The 23109-nt window shown below is 52.9% G+C and carries 22 protein-coding genes; 17 read left to right on the top strand and 5 right to left on the bottom strand.

All coding sequences use genetic code 11. From position 1 onward, the window contains the following. Positions 1-2: 2 nt before the first annotated feature. A complete protein-coding gene (locus tag FIV00_RS17465; RefSeq protein ID WP_152501946.1) occupies positions 3-764 on the bottom strand; it encodes a GntR family transcriptional regulator in 762 nt (253 codons plus the stop codon). 197 nt (positions 765-961) lie between these two features. Here FIV00_RS17465 and FIV00_RS17470 point away from each other — a divergent pair, with 197 nt between their 5' ends. The 8 genes from FIV00_RS17470 (at position 962) to FIV00_RS17505 (ending at position 9133) form a co-directional block, all read left to right on the top strand. After that, on the top strand, positions 962-1843 hold the full coding sequence (locus FIV00_RS17470; protein ID WP_152501947.1) for an N-acetylmuramic acid 6-phosphate etherase: 882 nt from the start codon (positions 962-964) through the stop codon (positions 1841-1843). A 262-nt stretch (positions 1844-2105) separates the two neighbouring features. Beyond that, complete coding sequence (locus FIV00_RS17475) at positions 2106-3017, top strand: ROK family protein (protein ID WP_152501948.1); 912 nt, start codon at positions 2106-2108, stop codon at positions 3015-3017. Beyond that, on the top strand, positions 3014-3778 hold the full coding sequence (locus tag FIV00_RS17480; protein WP_152501949.1) for a copper homeostasis protein CutC: 765 nt from the start codon (positions 3014-3016) through the stop codon (positions 3776-3778). The genes FIV00_RS17475 and FIV00_RS17480 overlap by 4 nt, the downstream gene beginning before the upstream one ends. After that, the gene (locus FIV00_RS17485) at positions 3775-4941 is read left to right on the top strand and encodes a Gfo/Idh/MocA family protein (protein WP_152501950.1); all 1167 of its coding nucleotides are present in this window, start codon (positions 3775-3777) and stop codon (positions 4939-4941) included. Before FIV00_RS17480 ends, FIV00_RS17485 begins: the two co-directional genes overlap by 4 nt. An 8-nt stretch (positions 4942-4949) precedes the next feature. After that, complete coding sequence (locus tag FIV00_RS17490) at positions 4950-5840, top strand: carbohydrate ABC transporter permease (protein ID WP_152501951.1); 891 nt, start codon at positions 4950-4952, stop codon at positions 5838-5840. Then, complete coding sequence (locus tag FIV00_RS17495; RefSeq protein WP_152501952.1) at positions 5837-6679, top strand: carbohydrate ABC transporter permease; 843 nt, start codon at positions 5837-5839, stop codon at positions 6677-6679. The genes FIV00_RS17490 and FIV00_RS17495 overlap by 4 nt, the downstream gene beginning before the upstream one ends. 41 nt (positions 6680-6720) lie before the next feature. After that, the gene (locus tag FIV00_RS17500) at positions 6721-7935 is read left to right on the top strand and encodes a sugar ABC transporter substrate-binding protein (protein ID WP_152501953.1); all 1215 of its coding nucleotides are present in this window, start codon (positions 6721-6723) and stop codon (positions 7933-7935) included. Between the two features lie 70 nt (positions 7936-8005). Further along, a complete protein-coding gene (locus tag FIV00_RS17505) occupies positions 8006-9133 on the top strand; it encodes an ABC transporter ATP-binding protein (RefSeq protein ID WP_152501954.1) in 1128 nt (375 codons plus the stop codon). Between the two features lie 91 nt (positions 9134-9224). Here the strand turns inward: FIV00_RS17505 and FIV00_RS17510 are convergent, their stop codons facing one another. Genes FIV00_RS17510 through FIV00_RS17520 form a run of 3 tightly spaced genes read right to left on the bottom strand, consistent with a single transcriptional unit; the run spans position 9225 to position 12336 of the window. After that, a complete protein-coding gene (locus FIV00_RS17510) occupies positions 9225-10292 on the bottom strand; it encodes a D-TA family PLP-dependent enzyme (protein ID WP_152501955.1) in 1068 nt (355 codons plus the stop codon). Continuing rightward, positions 10289-11812, bottom strand: coding sequence for a M81 family metallopeptidase (locus FIV00_RS17515; protein ID WP_152501956.1), 1524 nt, complete (start codon positions 11810-11812; stop codon positions 10289-10291). Before FIV00_RS17515 ends, FIV00_RS17510 begins: the two co-directional genes overlap by 4 nt. 2 nt (positions 11813-11814) lie before the next feature. After that, complete coding sequence (locus FIV00_RS17520; protein ID WP_371419537.1) at positions 11815-12336, bottom strand: hypothetical protein; 522 nt, start codon at positions 12334-12336, stop codon at positions 11815-11817. An 87-nt stretch (positions 12337-12423) separates the two neighbouring features. On the opposite strand from FIV00_RS17520, the gene FIV00_RS17525 reads away from it, so the two are divergent. The 5 genes from FIV00_RS17525 to FIV00_RS17545 are packed head-to-tail and all read left to right on the top strand — an operon-like array spanning position 12424 to position 17856. Beyond that, complete coding sequence (locus FIV00_RS17525) at positions 12424-12810, top strand: RidA family protein (protein WP_152501958.1); 387 nt, start codon at positions 12424-12426, stop codon at positions 12808-12810. A 6-nt stretch (positions 12811-12816) separates the two neighbouring features. Next, on the top strand, positions 12817-13683 hold the full coding sequence (locus FIV00_RS17530) for a MurR/RpiR family transcriptional regulator (protein ID WP_152501959.1): 867 nt from the start codon (positions 12817-12819) through the stop codon (positions 13681-13683). Then, on the top strand, positions 13676-14476 hold the full coding sequence (locus FIV00_RS17535; protein ID WP_247649250.1) for an SDR family oxidoreductase: 801 nt from the start codon (positions 13676-13678) through the stop codon (positions 14474-14476). The genes FIV00_RS17530 and FIV00_RS17535 overlap by 8 nt, the downstream gene beginning before the upstream one ends. Before the next feature lie 4 nt (positions 14477-14480). Next, positions 14481-16391 carry a beta-N-acetylhexosaminidase gene (locus tag FIV00_RS17540; RefSeq protein ID WP_152501961.1) on the top strand — a complete coding sequence of 637 codons (1911 nt, stop codon included), beginning with the start codon at positions 14481-14483 and terminating at the stop codon, positions 16389-16391. A gap of 19 nt (positions 16392-16410) precedes the next feature. Beyond that, complete coding sequence (locus FIV00_RS17545) at positions 16411-17856, top strand: M81 family metallopeptidase (RefSeq protein ID WP_152501962.1); 1446 nt, start codon at positions 16411-16413, stop codon at positions 17854-17856. Positions 17857-18036: 180 nt separating this feature from the next. Here FIV00_RS17545 and FIV00_RS17550 read toward each other — a convergent pair whose 3' ends face one another. Next, positions 18037-18264, bottom strand: a complete 228-nt coding sequence (locus tag FIV00_RS17550) for a hexameric tyrosine-coordinated heme protein (protein ID WP_152501963.1) — start codon at positions 18262-18264, stop codon at positions 18037-18039. 291 nt (positions 18265-18555) lie between these two features. Here FIV00_RS17550 and FIV00_RS17555 point away from each other — a divergent pair, with 291 nt between their 5' ends. The 4 genes from FIV00_RS17555 to FIV00_RS17570 all read left to right on the top strand — a co-directional run bounded on the left by FIV00_RS17555 (position 18556) and on the right by FIV00_RS17570 (position 23100). Continuing rightward, positions 18556-18999 carry a MarR family winged helix-turn-helix transcriptional regulator gene (locus FIV00_RS17555; RefSeq protein WP_173006035.1) on the top strand — a complete coding sequence of 148 codons (444 nt, stop codon included), beginning with the start codon at positions 18556-18558 and terminating at the stop codon, positions 18997-18999. A 1072-nt stretch (positions 19000-20071) separates the two neighbouring features. Beyond that, positions 20072-20671, top strand: a complete 600-nt coding sequence (locus tag FIV00_RS17560) for a hypothetical protein (protein ID WP_152501964.1) — start codon at positions 20072-20074, stop codon at positions 20669-20671. A 285-nt stretch (positions 20672-20956) separates the two neighbouring features. Further along, complete coding sequence (locus tag FIV00_RS17565) at positions 20957-22252, top strand: NAD(P)/FAD-dependent oxidoreductase (protein WP_152501965.1); 1296 nt, start codon at positions 20957-20959, stop codon at positions 22250-22252. Continuing rightward, complete coding sequence (locus FIV00_RS17570) at positions 22249-23100, top strand: DUF1365 domain-containing protein (RefSeq protein WP_152501966.1); 852 nt, start codon at positions 22249-22251, stop codon at positions 23098-23100. Before FIV00_RS17565 ends, FIV00_RS17570 begins: the two co-directional genes overlap by 4 nt. Positions 23101-23109: the final 9 nt, after the last annotated feature.

Below are 23109 nucleotides of genomic sequence, written 5' to 3' on the forward strand. Positions count from 1 at the left end.
AATCAGTCATCCGACATTTGCAGTTCAGCAATGAAATCATATGCGTCGCCGCGATAGACCGAGCGGGTAAACTCGACGACATGTCCGGAAGCGAGGTAGGAGACGCGTTCGATCTTAAGTCCGGCTGAACCAACGGGAACATTGAGAATTTCAGCGTCCATCGATTCAAGATTGCGGGCAGAGATACGTTGTATGGCGCGTACGGGCTGCAGCCCTGTCGATCGCAGCACCGCGTAAAGAGACGTCGAAACGCGTTCAGGATTAGGCAGGACCTTTTCCGACAGCGAGGCCCGTTCGATTGCCATTGGTGTTCCATCTGCCTTGCGCAATCTGTCAACCCGCGCAACGCGCTGGCCCGATGTCAGGCCAAGTGTAAAAATTTCTTCGGGCGAAGCGGGAAAGAGCCCCCGACGCAACCACTCGCTGCTTGCTGTAAGACCACGGCGCGCCATGTCTTCGCTGAACGAAGTCAAGCTCGAAAGACGTTGTTCCACCTTGTGAACCTTGGGCGCAACAAAGGAACCGCTGCCGCGTTTTTGAACAACGATCTGGTCCTCCACAAGACCAGCAACAGCCTTGCGCACAGTCACGCGAGACAGATCGGTTATGGAAGCGATTTCACGCTCCGAAGGCAGCGGCTCGTTTTCCTTCAGCACACCATCGTCAATCGCCTGCTGAATGCGTCGACGAAGCTGGAGATAGCGTGGCCCGCTTGAACTGGCCAACCAGTCATCGTTTTCCAGCATGGAGATGAAGTTTGTCATGAAACAAGATGCCTTGGGCGAGAAGAATAATACCTTTCAGATACCAATTTAAACTCTATCGAAACCGAAAATCAAGTGCTAAAAGGTGTTTCATTAACCTTTGGGACTGCCCTTTGAACGGAGATATGCGAGCAAGATCACGCTGATAGCCTTGAATTGATCGCCAACCGACCGCTTAAGTGACCTGAGCCCGGAACATGACGCTGCCGACCACAGAAGACCGAGACCCGCTTGCCATCGGTCTTTCAAACAGATCTGACAAAGAAGTTCTATCCTTGCTGCTTGAGCGGCAGATGGAAGCGTTGAAAGCCGTGGGTCCTGCGCTACCGCAAATTGTCAATGCGGCAAAAGCCCTTCAAGAAACAGCCCAGAACGGAAACAAGATTGGCTATTCAGGCGCTGGAAGCGCCGGTCTGACCGCGCTTTCAGATTGCCTGGAACTGCCAGGTACTTTCGGCTTCCCTGCCGATCGGATGCGCATGCTTTACGCTGGCGGCGTTGAGAATCTTCTTCACCTTGCCGGCGCGCACGAAGACGACATCGCGTTGGGAATTCAAGACTTTGATCAAAGCGGTCTGGGCGACGGCGACATTTTGATCGGAGTTTCAGCAAGTGGCACAACGCCTTATACGCTCGGCACGTTTCAGGCCGCCGCAAAAGCAGGCACTGAGACAATCGCGATTGTAAACAATCCCGACACCCCGCTCGCCAAGCAATCGAACTATCCGGTCTTGTTAAACACCCCCGTTGAAATCATTGCAGGCTCAACGCGCATGGGGGCAGCGAGCGCGCAAAAGGCCGCACTCAACATGCTGTCAACTCTGGTTGCCCTGAGGCTCGGTCACGCTGTACGCGGCCATATGGTCAACCTGGTTGCCGACAATGAAAAACTGCGGTCTCGCGCCCAGAGAATGCTGCAGGATTTGACCGGCTGCACCGAAGAAACCGCAGCCAATGCTCTAAGTCAGGCCAATGGTCGGGTAAAAATCGCAGCTGTCATGATTCGGGAGGATGTCAGCGTCGATAAGGCGGAAGACATCCTGAATAGATACGACGGCAACCTGCGCGCCCTGCTCTGATCTGCACCCCACTCGCTCATCCAATTCTGTGAATTCGTGACAAGCTCCTCCCTATTCAGGCAGTTGGCTCCACGTTCGCGCGCAGTAATATTTCAGTTGTTCGTTGGCTGATTGCGCTGCTTGAAACGGGCGCTGCCTCACGGCCATAATCGTTAAAAAAATCAGGCCAATTATTTTTTTGGTTTACTAACACCTCAATTGGTTGCATATTGGTATTATAAATGGACACAAACAAATAGATCCAGAGGCGTTAATACAGGCGATGATCACCTGTTTCGATATTGGGGGGTCCTTCATTCGGCACGGGACGCTGCGTGAAGATGGCTCCGTTATAGAAAACGGCCGCGTCGCTACGCCCGGTGCCGACTGGGAAGCTTTTGTTAGCGCCATTCACTCGTGCGCCGAAAGTGCGAGCACTCCAATTTCAATCTCACTTGCCGGCGCATTCGATGAACGGTCTGGAATTGCCGACGTTGCAAATATTCCCTGCCTCCACAGACGTCCCGTGTTGTCCGATCTGGAAAGAGCTCTGGGACGCCCCGTTGTCATCACAAATGACGCAAATGCATTCGCGCTTGCCGAAGCCGTCGACGGTTCCGGCAGAGGTCGATCCGTCGTGTTCGGTATTATTCTGGGTTCCGGCGTTGGCGGTGGTCTTGTCATAGATGGCAAGCTGGTAAAGGGCTTTGGCGGCATAGCAGGTGAATGGGGGCATGGTCCCGTTCTGGACCCGACCGCAGGTGGCCAGTTGAAGGGTATCGGTCACTATGCATGCGGGTGCGGTCAAATTGGCTGCATCGACGCGGTCTGTTCCGCACGCGGCCTGGAAAGGATCCACCAGTCGCTTCACGGCATTACCGCTTCCAGCAAGGAAATCACCGAGGCATGGCACCAGGCAGATGTGAAAGCCGCGTCAACGATTGATGCTTATTCAACCCTTCTGTCCCGTGCTCTTTCAGTCCTCGTCAATACGCTTGGACCTGACGTTATTCCGGTTAGCGGGGGGCTTTCCAACGACACCACTTTGCTTGATCTGATTGATCGCAAGACCCGCGAGATTGTCTTGGCGAAATATGATCAGGCATTGGTTCTGAAAGGCCATTTTGCGGAAAATGGTGGCCTGCAGGGCGCGGGTATCGTTGCCCGCATGTCGTTCAGGGAGTGGGCCGCATGAGTTTACCCCCCTCAAACGACAACCTCATCCTCGAGATTTGCGTCGACACTCTTGAAGGCGCCTGGACGGCTGCAGAGTGTGGAGCTGATCGCATTGAACTTTGTGCAGCACTGGGCGACGGCGGACTGACGCCATCGGCCGGGATGATGTCGGCAGCCTCAAAGCTGCCTGTTGACGTTTATGCGATGATCCGACCGCGTGCAGGCGACTTCTATTTTTCGGACGCAGAAAAGGCACTGATGTTGCGCGATATCCAGATGGCCGAAAGCGCTGGTCTGGAAGGGGTTGTCATTGGTGCTGTTACCGAACGGCGCGAGTTGGATCGAGACTTTCTGGCTGCAGCTATTGAAAGCACAACACTGCCCGTCACCCTTCATCGCGCAATCGATACAGTGAAGGATTACTCAATAGCGGTGGAAACCGCTATCGAACTCGGGTTTGAACGCATTCTTTCTTCCGGCCAGGCCTCGACAGCGGATCTTGGCCGCGACGCACTCGCAGCTGCCGTCAAACAAGCTGCGGGCCGGATTTCGATCATGGCAGGTTCCGGTGTTTCAGCGGCCAGTGCAGAGAGACTTCTTCTGCACGCGGGCGTCCGAGAACTCCACGCATCTTGTGCCTCCTATGTGGATGCGCCGTCGCCCGATGCCCTTGAAAACAAACTCGGCTTTGTTGCCAAAACCGGCGTCCGATCAACAGATGCGAAGCTCGTGCGTGCATTGAGAGATGCCATGGACAAATATTTGGAGGCCGCAGCATGAAGACCGGTTACCTTGGCCTTGGCGCCCGAATAGCCAATGTCAGCAATTGCCTTCAGGATGTGTCCACGGACCTCGAACCGGCAGTCTATGTGGACCCTACCCCTGCCGGCTTGAAACATGTTGAGCAGAAATCCGGGCAACGCCTGAGAAGCTATTCAGACCCCGTTGATATGCTGGCAAAGGAAAACCTTGATCTCCTGATGATCGGTTCTCCAAATTTCATGCACCTCGACCACCTCCGGGCAGCTCTTCAATCCGACGTGCCTTACATTTTCTGCGAGAAACCGGTTGTCGTCAGCGAAGAGGAAACCTTTGAGCTGCTGTCATTGATGAAGGCGAATGACGGAGCGAAACGAGTACTTGTCGGATTGGTCTTGCGTTATTCGCCGCTATACACCGAACTTCGGCGCAGCCTGGACGGAGGTCAGATCGGTAAAGTTGTTTCAATCGAGGCTGCAGAACATATCGGTCCTTACCATGGCTCCTTTTTCATGCGGGACTGGCGCCGTTATGAGAAGAATTCCGGTGGCTTCATGCTCGAGAAATGCTGCCACGACCTCGATCTCTATCAAGGCGTCGTCGGATGCCGTCCGAGATATGTTTCCAGTTTCGGTGGCCGGAAGAGCTTCGTTCCGGAAAACCGTCCCGAACAGGACCATAGCTTCCCTGCACCAGAAGTCTCAGGCCGTGTCGACCCGTTCACACCTCGATGGGGTGGCGGAAACGCAGACTTCGATTCAGATGGTGACATCATCGACTACCAGACAGCACTGATTGAATATGAAGACGGCGCGAACCTTTGCTTTCATACAAACATGTATGTCCCCGATGAGTTTCGGCGCTTTGCGATCATGGGCACCAAGGGCATGGCAGAAGGTGATTTCATCCGGAACTATTTCCTGGTGCACGATGCGCTGACATCGAAACGTCTTGTCGACAAACCGCAACTCGCTGAAGCGCGCGACGGTCACTACGGCGCTGACGAAGCTATGGCAAAGGACCTCGTTCACTACTTCAAAAACGGCGGCGGGTTGCCAGTCGGTGTTCTTGATGCGCTTGAAGCAGGGCTCACTGCAATCAAACTCGATGAAGCACGTCACACACGCACCGTTATCGACTTGAAAGATACCTGGGACCAATTTGACAGCTATGGGTTGGCTTAGAGGGGACAATGGCGTTCAACACTCGAAAAACTGACTATTTCCCGTACCTATTGCTGATACCGGCAACAGTTGTGACGTTGATCGTAGTCGCATGGCCTCTTGTGGAGACGATCCGCTTGTCCTTCACTGATGCCTCGCTGCGGCCTGTCGAAAACTATGTTGGTTTTGCCAACTACGAAAAGATGTTTTCCCGGCGTTTTCCGGAGGTAATCGCGCGAACATTCTATTGGATGGCCCTGTCTGTTATTTTCAAAATAGTCGTCGGAACACTCGGAGCAGTGCTTCTTAACGCTGCCATTCCCGGCAAAACTCTAATGCGTGTATTGGTGATGCCTCCCTGGATCATCCCAATCCCGATTGGCGTTTTCATCTGGGGCTGGATGTATAACGGGCAGTTCGGAATGATCTCCGGAATTGGTCAGTCCATTGGACTGCTTGAAGGGCCATTCGAATTTCTGGCTTTCAAGTCTTCTGCCTTCTTCTCGACCATTGTCACGGATGTCTGGATCGGAACCCCGCTTGTCACCGTCTATCTACTGGCGGCAATGCAGGCTATTTCGCCTGACCTGCACGAGGCGGCGTGGGTCGACGGAGCTTCCAGGTTCTATCGTTTTCGCCGCATAACGCTGCCGCTCATTATGCCAGCCATCGCGACGATGTCGTTGTTGTCCGCCATCTGGACCTTCAATTCTTTCGACATCATCTGGATCCTGACGGAAGGCGGTCCTCGCAACGCGACCACGACAATGATTATCGACACCTACAAGACTGCGATCAGCCGGTTCAAATACGGCGAAGGCGCAGCACGTGCCGTCATGATCGTGGTCTTCCTGTCGTTGTTCTCAACGTTCTACTTCCTGATGATTTCCAGGCTATCCAAGAAGGACAAAGAGGTATGATCAACAAGTATCGCTGGTACGAGTTTGTATTGATCTATGCCGGGCTCGCCCTGTTTTTGACCTTCATTCTCGCGCCGTTCATCACCGCTTTCACCGTGTCCTTGCGACCAATGCAGTCGCTGTTTTCGATCCCCTATCGGTTTCTGTCGGAAAACATGACGTTCGAAGCCTACTGGCAAATGTGGAGCAGCGTTCCTTTACTAGCGCGCTACATGGTCAACTCGATCTTCATTTCCAGTGCGATCACCATTTGCGGGTTGTTGGCCATCGTTCCGGCTGCTTATGCATTTGCACGATTTGAGTTCTCCGGACGCACCGGCCTACTCGCAGGTTTCCTGGCCGTGAACATGGTCTCCGGCGCGGTTCTGATCATCCCGCTATACAAGGTGATGCAGCAGCTCGGTGTTCTGAACACCTATTTCGCGATGATTGTTCCAGGCACTGCGTTTGTTATCCCGACAGGTATCTGGTTGCTGCGCTCCTACCTAATGAAGATACCGCGAGAGCTTGAAGAAGCTGCCTGGGTTGATGGCGCCGGCAAACTCTACACCATGATCCGGGTCATACTGCCAATCGCCCTGCCCGGCATCATGGTCGTCGCTATCGCAACGTTCATTGCGGCATACGCGCAACAATTCATCTTTGCTCTCACCTTCAATTCGGTGAATGAGCTCAACCCGCTCCCAGTCGGACTGTTCCAGTTCTTTGGCCGCCAAACGGTCGTATGGAACGAACTGATGGCTGCAAGTTTGGTCGGCATCCTTCCAGTGCTGCTCCTCTACGTCTTCCTCCAACGCTACATCGTCGCGGGCCTGACCGCCGGTGCCGTGAAGGAGTAAGTCCCGCATAGCAACCCACACACAATAACCGGAGGTGGAAAATGACTATGAAGTCCATTTTGATGGCAAGCGTGTTTGCAGTCGGTCTGACCGGCGCAGCCGCTGCGGAAGACAAGATGATCAACATGATCAACTGCGGCGACGATACAGGTGCGGGCATCCCGCTCCAGGCGCAGCTGATCGAGGAATGGAAGTCTGCAAATCCTGGATATGATGTCACAGTGGAATTTGTTCCCTGGGGTCAGTGTCAGGAAAAATCCACGACGCTTGCAAGTGCGGGTAACCCGCCGGCAATCGCCTATATGGGGTCTCGCACGCTTAAGCAGCTGGCCGCCAACGATCTGATCATTCCGGTGAACATGACCGAAGACGAAAAGGCGACGTATGCTCCGCCGATCCTCGGCACAATTACTGCCGGCGGTCAGCAGTGGGGTTTACCGCGCGCGTTTTCGACAAAGGCCCTTTACTGGAACAAAGACCTTTTCAAAGAAGCTGGACTTGATCCAGAAACGCCGCCCAAAACCTGGGACGAAATGTACAATGCCGCTTCGGCAATCAAGGAAAAGACAGACGCCGACGGGTTCGGTCTGGCTGCAGCGTCCTTTGACAACACCATGCACCAGTTCATGAACTACGTTTACACCAACGGCGGTGAAGTCATTAACAGCGACGGCGAGATCGTCTTCAACTCGCCGAACAACGTGGAAGCGCTTGCCTTCTACGGCAAGATGGCCGGCGTCTCTCAACCTGGCCCCATCGCCTATGACCGCGCAAAGCTGCGTCCGCTCTTTTCCGAAGGAAAGATCGGCATGTTTATTTCCGGTCCGTGGGAACGCGGACAGGTTGGCGACTCTGTCAACTGGGGTGTCGCTCCGATCCCGGTGGGTCCGAGTGGGAAACCTGGTACGCTGTTGATCACGGATTCCCTGGCAGTCTTTAAAGGAAGCGGTGTTGAAGAGCAGGCGCTGTCTCTTGCAAAACTGCTGACCAATCCGGAAAACCAGATGGCCTTTGAACTGGCCGAAGGTTTCACGCCACTGCGTGACCTGCCTGAGGTGAAGGGCCTCGTTGAAAAAGATCCGACCTGGGCTGCATTTCTTGATGCAATTCCGACAGGCGGACCGGAGCCGTTCCTAACCGATTATGTCGGTCTTCAGGACACGATCAACGAAGCTGTCCAAGGCGTTGTCTCTGGCGATGTCGACCCGTCCGAAGCGGTGGAATTTGCCGCTGAGGAACTGGAAGAATTCAAATAATCCTCCCGCAAACTCGTCCGGACCCTCATTCTTGAGGGCCCGGACCTTTTCAGACATATGAGGAATTCCGATGGGCGAACTACGCCTCGATGACGTCCGTAAATCCTTCGGCAACCTGGAAGTGATCAAGGGCGTTTCACTGGACATCAGTCATGGCGAATTTGTTGTATTCGTCGGACCTTCGGGATGTGGCAAATCCACGTTGCTTCGCATGATCGCCGGGCTGGAGGAAATCAGCGGTGGCACCGCAGAGATCAGCGGCAAGACGGTCAACAACCTTCCGCCGGTCGAACGTGGCATCGCCATGGTGTTTCAGTCCTACGCGCTTTATCCGCATATGTCCGTTTACGAGAACATTGCATTTCCGCTCAGGGTCGAAAAGCTCTCCAACGATCTGGTTGAGCAGAAGGTTCACCAGGCTGCACGTATTCTCAAACTGGAAGAACGGCTAAAGCACCGTCCCGGCCAGCTCTCGGGCGGCCAGCGACAAAGGGTTGCGATCGGTCGTGCAATTGTTCGGGAACCATCGGTGTTCCTGTTCGACGAACCACTTTCCAACCTGGACGCAGCGCTGCGGGCAGAAATGCGGGTGGAACTTGCCAAGCTCCATGACGAACTCGACGCTACCATGATCTATGTGACGCATGATCAGGTTGAAGCCATGACAATGGCTGACCGAATTGTCGTTCTAGATCAGGGTGTTATTTCGCAAGTCGGGACACCACTTGATCTCTACCACAAACCGCAGAACCTCTTTGTGGCCGGTTTCATCGGCAACCCGAAAATGAATTTCCTGAAAGTGACAGGGATAGGATCTGACGAAAAAGGCGCAAGAGTGACCATGCCGAATGGGCAAGAGTTGCTGGTTGGCGTATCAGCCAACAACGACATTTCGGGTAAAACCCTTACCCTCGGCATCAGACCCGAGGACCTGACCTTGAACCCTGCCGACGCTTCTATCGAAGTCGTCCCGAACGTGGTTGAACATCTCGGTATCCACACAGTCACCTACAGTGTGGTGGACGGAGCAAAAGACACATTTTGCTCTTTGTTGCCGGGCTCTGCGCCTGCCAGGGTCGGCACGCCGGTCGCAATGGGTCTAAACGGGTCTGACTGCCATTTGTTTGAAGAAAATGGCGTGGCGTTCGAACGCAGGGTCGCATTGTCAGATCTTGACCCCGCCAAAATGCAAATCTGATCTAACGCAGGCCGAGTAGTAGACCTGATTGCAGGTGCAAATATCGGGCAAGCCGTCTGGAGGACGGGGCAATTTTTCTTTCGAAATTGCCCTAGACGACTTGCCCTCGAGCAGAGACGGGCTCAATGCGCGTCACCACTCCGTCCCGATGAAAAACCAGTTTGTCGAACATGTTTGAAACCACACATGTGTGATTGGGTATGATCCGCACTCGCTCGCCAATTTGAGGTTTCTGTTGCGACCTGCTCAGATCGACAACGGCGTGTTCCTCACTCAATTTCGCGATAGAGGCCTCTGGATAGCCGATCATCCGACCATGATCGGCAAAGCCGAGCAGATCGGATGTGAGTGCTTTGGAACCGGCGTCAAGCACGGCCCTGTTCTCGGTAGGTCTGGACACCACCGTGGCAATCACATGCATGGCGCAATCCTCATAGTCGCACATTCCAGCGCGCACCATCGAGCGATCATTGAATATGTATGTGCCAGCTCTGTGTTCAGTGGCACATTTGACCAGGTCTGAATCAAAGAGACTGGGTGATCCACCGTGAGAAACAACCGGACACTCAAGCCCTTCGCGCTTCAGGAGGTCGATTGTCTTTGCGAAAAACGCCTCAACGTCAGCCTCGCTCGACGGTTTTGGATACGTCAGAAGACCATGGAACGTAAGACCGGATTTTTGGTCAATCTGCTTGGCAAGCTCTACCGCCTCTTCCGGTGTCTGGACGCCATTTCGTTCCGAACCGGTGTCGCACTCGACCAACACTTTCAAAGGGGCATTCTCGTTAAAGCGGGTCGCAAGGCCTTCAACAACAAGACCGTTGTCGGCAACCACCTGAAGGTCCACCTTTGCATTCAGTGCTTTGAGCCGGTCCAATCGCGCATCACCAAGCATGTTGAAAGTGATCAGGATGTCTGTGAAACCCGCGTCTGCGAATACCTCAGCTTCGCTGATTTTTTGGCAGTTGATACCTTTTGCTCCTGCTGCGACCTGCAATGACGCAAGAGCGGGTATTTTGTGAGTCTTGATGTGAGGCCTGAAGTTTCGGCCGATCCGATTGAAATACTGCTGCGCGACATTGATGTTGGATTCCATGACCGTTTCATCGATCACGACGACTGGTGTAAGCAAGTCGTTTATGGAGTATCCGACACTCATAATAAGCCTCCTGAACGGCCGGTCGCTTTCAAGTTTCCCTGCTCGTCTTCAGCTGGTGCCATCGTGTTGTCCAAGATCGGCCAGATGTCGCGAGGCGCCTTTTCATAAGGCGTCTTTCTTGGATCATTCGGATAGGGCTGCCCAGCTGAGCAGTACAGTATGAGCGGACTGATTTCGGCAAAAGACCGGTAAAAGTGATTGGTCGATTTAACGACCACTATTTTGAGATCCGCCAACTCAATACCAAAGTTGGTGAAGAGACTTGTATCGAAACACTGGGCTCGCGTTGAGTTCAAGATTACGTCGATCCCATGTACTTTGATCCAGGTGGCATCGCCGATCGGGACGATGCTGTCTCCAAAGATCTGCGTCGCATTCTTCACATTGCGAATGACGTCCACTTCAGCGTCTATTGGATTTCCGGTTTCGGGTGCAGATTTGGCACCGAACCGAAGTTTCATCGACGTCCCCTCGCCTGCAGCATGGCAGAGCTTGACGGCAATCGGGTCCCAGATGCTGCCGAACGCGATCCCGGTGATCCCACGTCTCAAGGCCTCAGCGAGAAGTATCGTCGAGTCTCCTGCCGTTCCCCCACCCGGATTGTCCCACATATCAGCAATCGTGACCGGACACCCTTTACAGCCAAGCGCTTTGTCGAATGCTTCGCTGGGGGTCAGTTCAGGGTTTCGGACCTTGCCCCGCAAGCTATAGAGCTTCGCTCCAAGTTCCTTTGCAACCCGGTCCCCCAACAGGCGATCATCATTAGTGACCACAAGGATCTTCGAACCCATTTCCGGAACATCACCTGCCATGAAACCATGAACAAGCGAGAGCGACAGAATGCCAGGGGTTCCGGCTTCGAGTGCGATCATCTCATCGACGAAACCGCGCATTGGTTCTTTGCTTGTCGGAAACACATCGATCATTTTGGGATCGAAAACACTCATGACGGGCTGCGTGCGACCGGCAACTGTCTCTCCGGCAAGGCGCCAGGCATCTTCAGCTCTTTCCACAAAGTCGGTGTGAGGAAATTCCTTGAAGGCGATCAAAGCATTGGCTGCTGACACCCGTTTGCGGGTCAGATGACTATGCGGATCCATGGTCGCAATGATGGGAACAGTCGGTCCAACAATCTTCCGAACCCTCGTGAGGAAGTCTCCCTCAGGGTCGTCATATTCTGCTGCAACCATCGCGCCGTGCAGGCCGAGGACAAGAACATCAAAAGGACCGTTGGTTCTCAGCTGTTCAAGGATTTCATCCCGCAGAAGCTCATAGCAGTCACGCGACACCAGACCAGCAGGATCCGCCCAGGCGGAAGTGCCCTCAATAAGTTGCCAGTCATTGTCCTCGGCAAATTTCCGGCCAACGGTCACTACCGCAGAACACAGTGTCGGTGTGTCTGGATGCTCACCTGGACGCGCGAGCAAAGACGCTTCAAAAGCGTCGATATCGATGCGAATTGGTGAAAATGTATTGGTTTCTGTTGCCAATACGGCTGTGAAGGCACGTCGTTGGGTCATCTTCAGATTGCAGTGCCGAGCGGATTTGGCAAGTAGCCTGTAAAGCTGCAAATCTTCCAGCGTCCGTCGTTTTTGACGCAATAGTAAAGTGTCTGCCAAAGCAAACGGTCTTCGCTACCATCTGCCTTTTTGATCCGACCATCGAATTTCTTGCGAGCAATGGCCCGGGAACCATTGATTTCGATATTGGTCAATCGGGTTGCATTGAAGATCGCGGCTCTTGTGTCTTCCGCAAAATCGGTCTTGGAAAATTCCTCTGCCTGACGAAGCCATTCATTCTTATAGGTTTCGAGATCGGGAAAACCGAGTTGCCATTCATCTGGATTGGCCACCTTCTTTCCGTCGATACCGAAAAATGCAGCTTCCTCAAAGTCGTTTGAAACGAGATCCCAGTCGGCGGCGAGAAAGGCTGTAATATCTCGTTCAACGAGCATTTCCCAGATTTCCGCGCGATCGGGATCCTGACCCGAGAATGGATTGATTTGATTTTCAGATTTATCCCGCATTTCGGAAACCATTTTCATTTGTATGGTTGATTTTTCCAAAATATAGGAGTGAAATGAAACCAATGTCAAACCACTATGTAAATCATTTTCATTTTGGAGCTTGAAATGAGCATTACGCGATATGGAGCCGACAAATCAGGAGCCAGCGGCCAAAATCTTCCCTTTGCGCGCGCTGTAGAAGCCGACGGATGGCTTCATGTTTCCGGACAGGTCGCAATGAAAGATGGAGAGATCGTAAATGGCGGCATCGTTGAACAAACACATCTGACAATCAAGAACGTCATCGCCATTCTGGAGGAAGCCGGATACGGGCTTGAACACATTGTTCGTGTTGGTGTTTGGCTTGATGACCCGCGAGACTTCTGGTCTTTCAATGGAGTCTATAAATCCTATTTTGGCGAGCATCCGCCCGCACGCGCATGCGTCCAAGCGTCCATGATGGTCGACTGCAAGGTGGAAATCGACTGTATCGCTTACAAGAAACCGGATTGATCGGTTATGCGGGACATTCTGTCGGTGTTGCAGGGTGTTGAACCTGAACTGTCAAAGTCGGAACGGATTCTGGCGTCGATATTACGCAAAGACGCAGAATTTATCGTCAACGCGGGCATTACCGAATTTGCCGAACGTGCTGGCGTGTCGCCGCCGACAGTGACGCGGTTTTGCCGCAGACTTGGGTGTGAAAGCTATACGGCCTTCAAGGTGCAGGTTGCCCAGGTCACTTTTGCCGGCACCCGCTATCTTGCGACCAATGCCGCTTCCGAGGCTCCGCAAGACATTGCCGACAGTCTTATGGTTCAGCTCCAGGAAACGGCCGCAAATACCAGGTCCGCGTTGGATATGGAGACGGTCCAGAATGCGGCAGAGCTGCTCAGCAATGCCGGCCTTGTTGCAGCCTATGGTGCTGGCGGCACTTCGTCGATGGTTGCAGACGAGATACAGAACCGCTTCTTCCGCCTCGGATTGCGCACTGTCAGCATTACCGATCACGCCATGCAGCTTATGCACGCGGCAACCTTGCGCCCCGGAGATGTTGTCGTGGCTTCTTCCGTCTCAGGACGCAATGTCCAGATGGCCCGCGCGCTTGAAGCTGCCAAAACGTATGGCGCGACCATAATTGCACTCACCCGGCCTGATCGCCCTGTTGCAGCTCTTGCTGATATCACCATCGGGATCGATCTGCCGGAGGGCGACAACATCTTAAGACCAAGCTGCAGTCGTTATGCGTTTCTCTTTGTCGTCGATTTGCTTTCGACTTTGATTGCGGTGAGACGCGGAGATGAAGCTCGTGAGACCCTGCGTAGGGTCAAACATCAGCTTACCAATACCCGTGATCAGGATGACAAGGAGGCACTTGGTGACTGAACTGACTTCACAACCGGTCGCCGTCGTTACAGGTGCCGCTGGTGACATTGGTGCCGCCATTGCGGAGAAATTGGCAAACACCTACACCATTGCTGCGGTCGACCTGGACCAAGACGGCCTTGAAAAGACAGTCAGATCTCTTCAAGACCAAGGCTTCAGAGCGTCGGGACTTCCGTTTGATCTGACAAGCGCTGACAGTCTTGTCGAGTTGGCGGTATTTGCCAGGTCGCTTGGTTCCGTCGAGACATTGATCAACAACGCCGGGGCGGCAAGCGCGCTCTCGCTCCAACATATGACACGGGGAGATCTGGCGCAGGACGTTGGTCTGAACCTGGAAGCTGCGCTCAACTGTTTCAAGGTGCTTGAAGATGATCTTATTGCCTGCGGGCATGCCAACGTCATCAATATCGCTTCGGTGAACGGGCTTGGGACCTATGGTCATCCTGCTTACAGTGCGGCCAAGGCAGGGTTGATACACGCGACAAAAGCAATCGCTGTCGAATACGGAAAATATGGACTAAGGGCAAATGCCGTCGCCCCCGGAACCGTGAAGACTCAGGCCTGGAAAACAAGACAGTCGGACAATCCGAAAGTTTTTGAAGAAGCTCTTCGCTGGTACCCATTCAAAGCACTTCCGGAACCGGCCGATATTGCCGAGGCTGTTTCATTTTTGTTGAGTCCAGCGGCAAGATGCATCACCGGCGTCTGCCTTCCTGTCGACAGCGGCTTGACTGCTGGTTCCCCCGCCCTCCCCAGAACGTTTACGCAATCGCCCGACTTTGACGGAACTTGAATTCATGACCGAAGTTGTCCTCGACTGTTTCTATCGTCCCGCAGAAAACCTCGCAGATGCGCGCCTGGAGTTTAGCCTGACCAATACGGGCAAGAAGACGCTGCAATCCTTCACGCTCGCATATTCAGCAATGACACGCGCAGCCGCAAACGCATCTCTGGAAAATGCGGAAGGTCTGACGCGCATTGCCAATTTTCATGAGCTCTCACCGCCATCCGGGTTTCAGCTTGAGCCAGGAAAGAGCTGGAACTTCGTTGTTCAAGGCCTCGTAAATCCGGCCCGTCACCGACTTGATGGGCCAAAATCAGCCTATATCACCGTATTTGGTCAAATTATCGAGGTCCTCTGCAATGATCTCGATACGCCACCGGATTCAGATACCGGTGAGCGCAGAAATGTGCCAATCGGCATGGTGGACTTGCCAATCCATATCGTGCCTTGGCCCCAGTCAATCGGTGTTTCGGCGTGGACAGACAAGATAACGGCATTCCATTTGTCTGAAGGAACGTCTGAAGAAAAGGCGGCAGCTGCAAAAATAAACGGTCTTTCAAAGCGCCTGTTTCCAGACGCCCCCTTTCCGTTCAGGTTTTCAGCCTCTGCTAATACACACGCACTTGTCTTGAGGCATGATGTTGCTCTGTCCGACGAAGCCTACGGCATCGAGTTTTCGGACGACCAGGCGGTACTCAGCTATGGAGGGCAACCAGGCCGCGACTATGGTTTGACCGTGCTGGCACAAATCGCCTACGGCGCTTATGTCGACCCAGGCACCTACCGCTTTCCCGCTACGGGGACGATTGCAGATTCTCCCAGGTTTGGGTGGCGAGGAACGCATCTGGATGTTTCACGCCACTTCAGACAGAAGAATGAAGTGCTTCGCCTGCTCGACCTTCTGGCCTGGGGCCGCATGAATGTTCTGCAATGGCACCTGACAGATGACGAAGGATGGCGTCTTGAGATCAAGGCTTACCCTGAACTCACAAGCAGTGGAGCCAAACGCGGTCCTGGTTGCCAACAAGTTGGGCAACTCGGGTTTTCATCAGAGATTTACGAAGGATCTTATTCTCAGGATGATGTCAGAGACATCGTTTCCCACGCGATTGATCTCAACATCGATATCGTTCCGGAAATCGATGTACCGGGTCATTCAACCGCGGTCCTGAAAACCTATCCCAAATTTGCCGATCAGGCCGAACCCGACAACAGCTATCACTCCATTCAGGGCTATCCCAACAACGCGCTTAACCCGGCGATGGATGAAACCTATGACTTTCTGGAAAAGGTGTTCGCGGAAGTCGCAAGCCTGTTTCCCAGCGAATTCATTCATATTGGCGGCGACGAGGTTGATGTCCACTCCTGGCTGGAGTCGCCCAAAGCACAGCGGTTGATGAGTGAAGAGAACCTCACCGGAACGCTGGAATTGCAAGCGTATTTCATGGGCAGAGTGCGCAAGATCCTCGCAAAGCACGGCAAGAAACTTGCCGGATGGGATGAGGTATCACACGGTGGCGGAATAGATCCGGACGGCGTCCTCCTTATGGCCTGGCAAAAGCGCGAGGTGACAAAGGAGTTGATTGACCAGGGCTACGATGTGATCAGCACGCCTGGGCAACACTATTATCTCGACATGGTTCAGGCCTCCGGTTGGAGGGAACCTGGCGCAAGCTGGGCTGGCGTTTCCACGCCTGAAGCATCCTATGCTTATGAGCCTTCAGACGGTCTTGATGAGAGCAAACTGAACCAATTGAAAGGTGTTCAAGCCTGCATCTGGAGTGAGCACCTCACTGACAACGCGCTTTTCAATCACATGGTCTTTCCGAGAATTTATGCTGTTGCGGAATCAGGTTGGACGTCACCTGACCGGAAAAATTGGCAACGCTTTGCAGCGGCAAGTGCGATCTTCCCTACCCTTTGAATAAGACGACAGGCGAACGATGAAAGTAGCGGTTGGCGGTATCCATACAGAATGCAGCACTTATTCTCCTCTGATCCAAACCGCAGACGACTTTAAGATTGTTCGCGGCGAAGACCTTATGAGAGAGGCAGGATTGGCAAGTGGCCGGTTTGCCGAAATCACCTTTCAACCCCTCTTTCATGCCCGTTCTGTCCCTGGAGGTCCAGTCGATGCGGCCTGCTATCAATCCTTTAAAAGAGACTTTCTGAAACAGCTTGAGGACAGTCTTCCCGTCGACGGTGTACTTCTGATCATGCATGGCGCAATGCATGTTGTCGGCTTGGACGACGCGGAAGGTGATTGGATTTCAGCTGTTCGGAAAATCGTCGGACCAAATCCACCGATTGCGGTCAGCTATGATTTACACGGTAACCTGACCCAAAAAATCATAGATCAGATCGATATTTTCTGCGCCTATCGGACAGCTCCCCATATTGACGTTCAGGAAACCCACCAACGCGCTGCCAATCTGTTGATAGACCAACTTAACGGCGGCCCCAAACGATGTGTTGCCTGGGTGCCGGTACCAGTTCTTCATCCCGGGGAGCGAACGAGCACTGAAGACAAACCGATGAAGTCGCTTTACACGGGCTTGCCGTTGTTTGACGCATCTGACGGCGTAGAAGACAGCAATTTGATGGTAGGCTACGTTTGGGCCGATACTGAAAGAGCGACAGCTTCTGCCGTTGTGACCGGTACAGATCCCGCGGCGACCAAGAAAGCTGCCGAACTCATCGCGGCCGGTTATTGGAACAATCGTGAGAACTGCCGGATTGGCGTTCCAACGAAGTCACTTGAGGACTGCCTGGCAGATGCCAGGGACTGCAAAACTCATCCTTTTATACTCGCAGATAGTGGCGACAACCCGACCGGTGGAGGCGTAGGGGACAGGACGGACGTGCTTCACCTCTGGCTTGAAAAAGGTATGGAAGGTGGAGTTTTCGCCGGCATTGCAGACCCGGAAGCGGTCGAGGCGGCTTGGTGGTCTGAAATTGATACCGAGCTTGATCTCATGATTGGAGGAGCCCATGGAAGCTCCTGCCCAACCGTGGCGTGCCAAGCGAAAGTGCAACTGAAACGCGGCGATCCTGACACCAAGTCGAGAGAGGTGTTGCTCGAGGTTGCCAAGAACCTCGTGATCCTGTCGGAATTTCGCCGTCCATTCCACAAGCTGGATGATTTCAAAGCTTTCGGTATCGACCCCACCAGCGCCCTATACCTGATTGTTAAATCTGGATATCTGTCCCCTGAACTAGCGCCGATCGCCTGTCCGCCACGAATGGCACTGACAAACGGAGCAGTAAATCAGGACATCCGCGCTCTGCAAAACGAACAGCGCCAATCACCATCCTTTCCATTTCAACAAGACTTCGATTGGCTGCCAACGGCAAGGCTTTCTGCAAGAGTTGCGAACAAAGCACCGTAAGTCCATGAAATTGCGCCGGTCGCAGTTTCCCTGCTGCTTTTTGCCGTTTCACCATGCCAAACAAGAACACCTTTAACCTTCAAACTGTGCACGGAGCAGCCACTGGGGCGTAATTCAGAATGCTGTTGCAACCAGCGGATGATCAGTGATCAACCATCCGCAGAATTGCGTTGTGAGTGTTTAGGACTGGATCCAAAAATTGTTGGCCTGGGCGACGGTTTGAAAGTTCGTCGCAACGACGTGAGACGCCATCGTCAGGCTGTCAGCATTATTGGCATAATCAGCGCGAAGCTTGCTTCTGATCTCGTCGTCCGGTTGGGTCATTTTTACGGCCATTCGCGACATCTTTATCGCGAGGCTGTAGCCTTCTTCGGGTGTGGCAGTTTTCAAACTCGGTAGCCAGCTCATGAATAACTCCCTCTGTTCATGATTGATCAATGGTGCTCAGTGGCACTGCGAAAGAAGCTCAACACAGGCGCTGCCTTCCCCCAGCAACAAATTCACGTCCAGTCGAAGGCCTGGAAAACCAGCGACAACACTCTGCCGGTAACCAGGGCCAGTCACACTGTGTTCTGAACTTACCCATTTAATAAACTATCTAATAGTTTGCTTGCTTACTTTTTGCAACAAAAATATCTTGCGAGAAACTCACGCGATGTTACCAACTCTTATCCACACGAGATCAAAGGCCTGAACCCATTGCCCGATCGAACCGAACCGAACGAAAAACCGAAGATCAGGCTAGACAACCAATTGTGCTTCGCCCTCTACGCAGCATCGAACGCGGTTGGTCAGCATTACCAAACGCTCCTCAAGTCCTATGATCTGACGTATTCGCAATATCTGGTTTTGATGGCATTGGCTGAAGAAGACGGCATTTCGATTTCCAGACTTGCCCGCCGCCTGGAAGTGTCAAAGGCAACAATGACACCAATGCTTCGAAGACTGGAAAGCAAGGGTCTCCTGATCCGCCAAATTCAGGAGGGAAACGAACGTCAAAAGATTATCGCACTGACCGAGGCAGGCCATAAAACCTGGGCCAAGTGCTGTGATATTTCCCTGGATGTATTTGAACGCACTGGCCTAACCGTGGCTGAGGCGCAACAAGTCATTCGGATCTGTGCGAAAATTGCTCGTGACTAGCGTTTTGGACCACTGAAAGATTCGACTGGCACAGCACCTAGTCATTTCTTGAGATGCCGCTCTACGCTCAAGACGGGCAAGACAGCTTTTGCGCACCCTCGAATAACGCTTCTGCAGAAGTTATTGGGCTTAAAACCTTCAGATCGCACAACGGCTTAGACTCTTGAAGCTCAGCCCCCTTGGCAGCAATAAACAACAAACAATTCAGTTTCGCCTAACTTTCCGGCGCAATTAATTAAGGCTACAAAAAAAAGCAACAGCACCCAGCAAAGTGTTCATTCCCTTTTGTTTTCCGTTATTTAGTTGCCAGATTATAGACACAAAAAATCCACATCTCTATTTTTATTGTCAATTTTTACAGGGTTGAATGTGACTGAGCACTCATCTCTGTTGGATTTGTAGAACAAATTCAACAGGTGGATTCTTTCTCCCCAGCGACTTGGTATTTCATTCCGATATCGAAGACTTCGCCTCCGGCCTGAACCCTTAAGCGGCAGCAAATAACACCGCAAATTAGGCCTGAGAGGCACAACGGGATCGCGATACGTAACCCCATCGACCGTATTGTTCCCGAGAGAGCTCCGCCGGACAGATCCGGCGGAGTTTTCATTTGAAGACTTCGCTTTCCAAATTGCTCCCAAGCATGCCGTACAATCAGGCGCTATAATACCGGTGCACACAAACAATCATCGGAATTTAGGTAAAGAAAACTGACCTGTATTTGCACGACACATACTGAATGCAACCATTGTAAAAAAGTCACAGTCAAGAAAGTTACGCTACGTATATTGGCAGTTTTTACAGGTCATTTTAGCTCACAAACCCGTGACGCTTCTTGAATTGACCCCTGCAGACCACACTTATTAACTGAAAGTAACCGGAATCAACCGATTTTGTGATCTTTATTACACTTAATTGCGAGATTGTGGTGCGATAATGGCTAAATCGTGGCCGCGTGCTAGGGGCGCATCCGCAATAGACGGAATTGCCGAAAAGGCTGAAGAGTCCAAAAGGACCAAAATAAAGTCTCAGGCGCGGTAAAATAGAGTTGTATTTGCCTTGGGAGGCGAACATGCAACGGAATACCAGAGCAGGAACATTTGCGCTTGGCCTCATCCTCGCCTTGGCGGGAAGCGCAGCCGCAGCGCCATTACCTCAGGAAACGATAACGCTGCCTGAAGACCGTCTGGCCGTGACGGTAGCGTCAGCATCACTGGATCAAATGGACCCACTGGAAAGTGAGCTCACGATCTGGGTTGGTGAAATCGAACTTGATGGTCGTAAGGCCGTTTGGGTCGAACTGATCGATTCCTATGGTGAAGTCATTTACGATTCCGAAGTCAGCACGAACGAGACTCACCTGCTTCCGGATGGAAGGGCTGTAGTTGTTCGCGCCATGGACCAGAACACAGTCGTCGCCGGCAAAGATGAGTCCAGGCTCGTGACCGAAGGAGCGTTGACTGTGACCCGTCGTGTCGTCAATGACGGGCTGGACGCTACCACTGTCGAACTGATCGAATCCGGTGAAGAGCGGGATCCGAAAACAGGCCCCATGCTTCATGTTGCCGACTTCGGACAGATGGTCTGGGACAAGGTGGTCGCATTTTTCGACGCCGCCAGAGTCCGTGTTGAAGTTGCCTGGAATTGGATTGTCGATACCATCCAGGCTTGATGACAAGACAAACTTCTCAAGCAGCCTGCGAAAATCGGGCTTGCCGGATTGTTGGAAAGACCGCTCGACCAGTTTATTGGTCGGGCGTTTTTTCTTTCAAGCCAACCTTTGCTGCAATCCGCCAAGCAATGGTGTAGTTCAAACTCAATCACAAAAATATATTAAAATTCATTGGCCTGCGTGATCCGCGCTTCCTGTAGAGCCGTAAGTGGGTAAGAAAACAAAAAACAGTTTCACCATGGCGAGAACCTTCAGAGGCCTGCCCAGTCACATAAAGGAACAAACATGCGGATTGCCGTCATCGGCTCCGGTATTTCCGGAAACAGCGCAGCTTGGGCACTAAGCGATAGACACGATGTAGTTTTGTACGAGAAGCGGACCCGCCCTGGGGGGCACAGCGCGACAGAAGACATTGACTATGACGGCACAAAAATGTCCGTCGATACGGGATTTATTGTTTACAACGAACTCAATTACCCCAATTTTACCGCTTTGCTTGACCATCTTGGCGTTGCCAGTGAAATCAGCGACATGAGTTTTGCACTGTCCGCCGACAGGGGCCAACTCGAATGGTCGGGCGACTCTATCAACACGATATTCGCACAGCGCAAAAACATCTTCTCTCCACGCTTTTTGGGTATGCTGCGTGACATCTTTCGTTTTAACAAGGCGTCGGTTGAAGACTTGAAGGCCGGACGACTTTCCGGAAAGACGCTCGGTGGCTACCTCGAAGAAGAACGCTATTCGAGCGGCTTCATCAACGACTATCTGCTCGCCATGGGAGCCGCTATCTGGTCGACTCCGATCAACGAAATGCGCGCCTATCCCGCAGAAAGCTTTGTCGCCTTCTTCGATAATCACCGCCTGCTTTCCACCGACAGGCCGCTTTGGCGCACGATCTCCGGCGGTAGCCGAAACTATGTCAGCCGTCTCATCGCGCCCTTGGCTGGAAAAATCCGATTGGGAACACCTGTCACTCAGATTCTCCGTAAAGACGGGCAAGTTATCGTCACAGACACCACTGGCCATACTGACGTGTTTGATCATGTGATCCTGGCGAGCCATACGGATCAAAGCCTGGCCATGCTCGGCGACCCAAGTCCGGAAGAACGCGAAATTTTGGGATCAATCCGATACCGTCCAAATGAAGTCTACCTGCATCGCGATGAAGCTTTGATGCCAAAGAACAAACGCGTTTGGGCATCGTGGAACTACATGTCAGACCGTGAAGCGGGAGAAACACGCGACGTAACGGTGAGCTACTGGATGAACCGATTGCAGAACATTGATCGTAGCAAGCCTGTGTTTGTGACGCTCAACCCGTTCGAAGCGCCGGACGAAGACAAGACGTTCGCCAAATACATTTATGATCACCCTCAATTCGATGCGTCCGCGCTGGCGGCCAAGAAGCGCCTGGGAGATATTCAAGGTGTCAGGAACACCTGGTTCTGCGGTGCCTGGGGTGGCCACGGTTTCCATGAAGACGGGCTTTCGTCCGGTCTGAGTGTAGCCAGATCGCTTGGGGCTCAATTGCCCTGGGAACGTCAGGACAATGACACCTTTCTGGAAGCTGCCGAATGATCTCATCGCGGAACAACAGGTTACGCGACAACGGGCCTGCGCCTGAAAACGCAGTCTCGCTTTATCCGGGTTCGGTCATGCATCATCGCATGAAGCCGAAGCCTCACAGGTTCGACTATCGGGTCTTCTCGATGTTGTTGGATCTCGATCGCTTGAAAGAGGCATCGCGCAGCAGCTGGCTCTTTTCGGTCGACAAGTTCAACTTGCTGTCGTTTCACCACAAGGACCACGGCCCTCGAGACGGTAGCTGTCTTAGGCAGCATGTAGAGATGTTGTTGGCAGATAAGGGCGTTGCCGCCCCAAAACGGATATTGCTTCTGGCGTATCCGCGACTGTTTGGTTACGGCTTCAACCCTTTGAGTGTCTACTACGCCTACGACGAAGATGAGATGTTGACCGGTGTCGTCTACGAAGTTCGCAATACATTCGGGGGACTGCACACTTATGCCCTCCCCGTGGAACCGGGCCAGATGTCCGACGCCGGTGTTCGACAGACACAGCGTAAGGAGTTTTATGTGTCTCCGTTCCTGAGCATGCAGCAACACTATTTTTTCAGGATGCTGCCACCGGGCGATAGTGTTCGCGTACGGATTCTGGAAAAGGATGCCAAAGGTCCAATTCTTTCAGCAACGTTTTCCGGGGAAAGAAAGAAGTTCTCGACAGGTTCCATACTTGGAGAATGCCTGCGGGTGCCATTTCTGACTTTCAAAATCATGGCCGCCATCCATTGGGAAGCCTTTAAAATTTGGCGGAAGCGTGTACCATTTCACCCTCGGCCCGCGCAGGATGCATTGGATGGGGGGCCGGATCGGCACAACCGCCACGCCTCGCTGGCATCAAATGAATAACATTTCAAG

Source organism: Labrenzia sp. THAF82 (genome assembly GCF_009363435.1).
GTDB lineage: Bacteria > Pseudomonadota > Alphaproteobacteria > Rhizobiales > Stappiaceae > Roseibium > Roseibium porphyridii.

What these genes read in the sequence shown, in the direction of transcription:
- FIV00_RS17495 (WP_152501952.1), top strand. Translation starts at nt 5,837, where the DNA reads ATGATCAACAAGTATCGCTGGTACGAGTTTGTATTGATCTATGCCGGG.
- FIV00_RS17540 (WP_152501961.1), top strand. Translation starts at nt 14,481, where the DNA reads ATGACCGAAGTTGTCCTCGACTGTTTCTATCGTCCCGCAGAAAACCTC.
- FIV00_RS17475 (WP_152501948.1), top strand. Translation starts at nt 2,106, where the DNA reads ATGATCACCTGTTTCGATATTGGGGGGTCCTTCATTCGGCACGGGACG.
- FIV00_RS17520 (WP_371419537.1), bottom strand. Translation starts at nt 12,336, where the DNA reads ATGAAAATGGTTTCCGAAATGCGGGATAAATCTGAAAATCAAATCAAT.
- FIV00_RS17560 (WP_152501964.1), top strand. Translation starts at nt 20,072, where the DNA reads ATGCAACGGAATACCAGAGCAGGAACATTTGCGCTTGGCCTCATCCTC.
- FIV00_RS17480 (WP_152501949.1), top strand. Translation starts at nt 3,014, where the DNA reads ATGAGTTTACCCCCCTCAAACGACAACCTCATCCTCGAGATTTGCGTC.
- FIV00_RS17570 (WP_152501966.1), top strand. Translation starts at nt 22,249, where the DNA reads ATGATCTCATCGCGGAACAACAGGTTACGCGACAACGGGCCTGCGCCT.
- FIV00_RS17490 (WP_152501951.1), top strand. Translation starts at nt 4,950, where the DNA reads ATGGCGTTCAACACTCGAAAAACTGACTATTTCCCGTACCTATTGCTG.
- FIV00_RS17530 (WP_152501959.1), top strand. Translation starts at nt 12,817, where the DNA reads ATGCGGGACATTCTGTCGGTGTTGCAGGGTGTTGAACCTGAACTGTCA.
- FIV00_RS17500 (WP_152501953.1), top strand. Translation starts at nt 6,721, where the DNA reads ATGACTATGAAGTCCATTTTGATGGCAAGCGTGTTTGCAGTCGGTCTG.
- FIV00_RS17470 (WP_152501947.1), top strand. Translation starts at nt 962, where the DNA reads ATGACGCTGCCGACCACAGAAGACCGAGACCCGCTTGCCATCGGTCTT.
- FIV00_RS17550 (WP_152501963.1), bottom strand. Translation starts at nt 18,264, where the DNA reads ATGAGCTGGCTACCGAGTTTGAAAACTGCCACACCCGAAGAAGGCTAC.
- FIV00_RS17545 (WP_152501962.1), top strand. Translation starts at nt 16,411, where the DNA reads ATGAAAGTAGCGGTTGGCGGTATCCATACAGAATGCAGCACTTATTCT.
- FIV00_RS17525 (WP_152501958.1), top strand. Translation starts at nt 12,424, where the DNA reads ATGAGCATTACGCGATATGGAGCCGACAAATCAGGAGCCAGCGGCCAA.
- FIV00_RS17465 (WP_152501946.1), bottom strand. Translation starts at nt 764, where the DNA reads ATGACAAACTTCATCTCCATGCTGGAAAACGATGACTGGTTGGCCAGT.
- FIV00_RS17515 (WP_152501956.1), bottom strand. Translation starts at nt 11,812, where the DNA reads ATGACCCAACGACGTGCCTTCACAGCCGTATTGGCAACAGAAACCAAT.
- FIV00_RS17565 (WP_152501965.1), top strand. Translation starts at nt 20,957, where the DNA reads ATGCGGATTGCCGTCATCGGCTCCGGTATTTCCGGAAACAGCGCAGCT.
- FIV00_RS17505 (WP_152501954.1), top strand. Translation starts at nt 8,006, where the DNA reads ATGGGCGAACTACGCCTCGATGACGTCCGTAAATCCTTCGGCAACCTG.
- FIV00_RS17485 (WP_152501950.1), top strand. Translation starts at nt 3,775, where the DNA reads ATGAAGACCGGTTACCTTGGCCTTGGCGCCCGAATAGCCAATGTCAGC.
- FIV00_RS17510 (WP_152501955.1), bottom strand. Translation starts at nt 10,292, where the DNA reads ATGAGTGTCGGATACTCCATAAACGACTTGCTTACACCAGTCGTCGTG.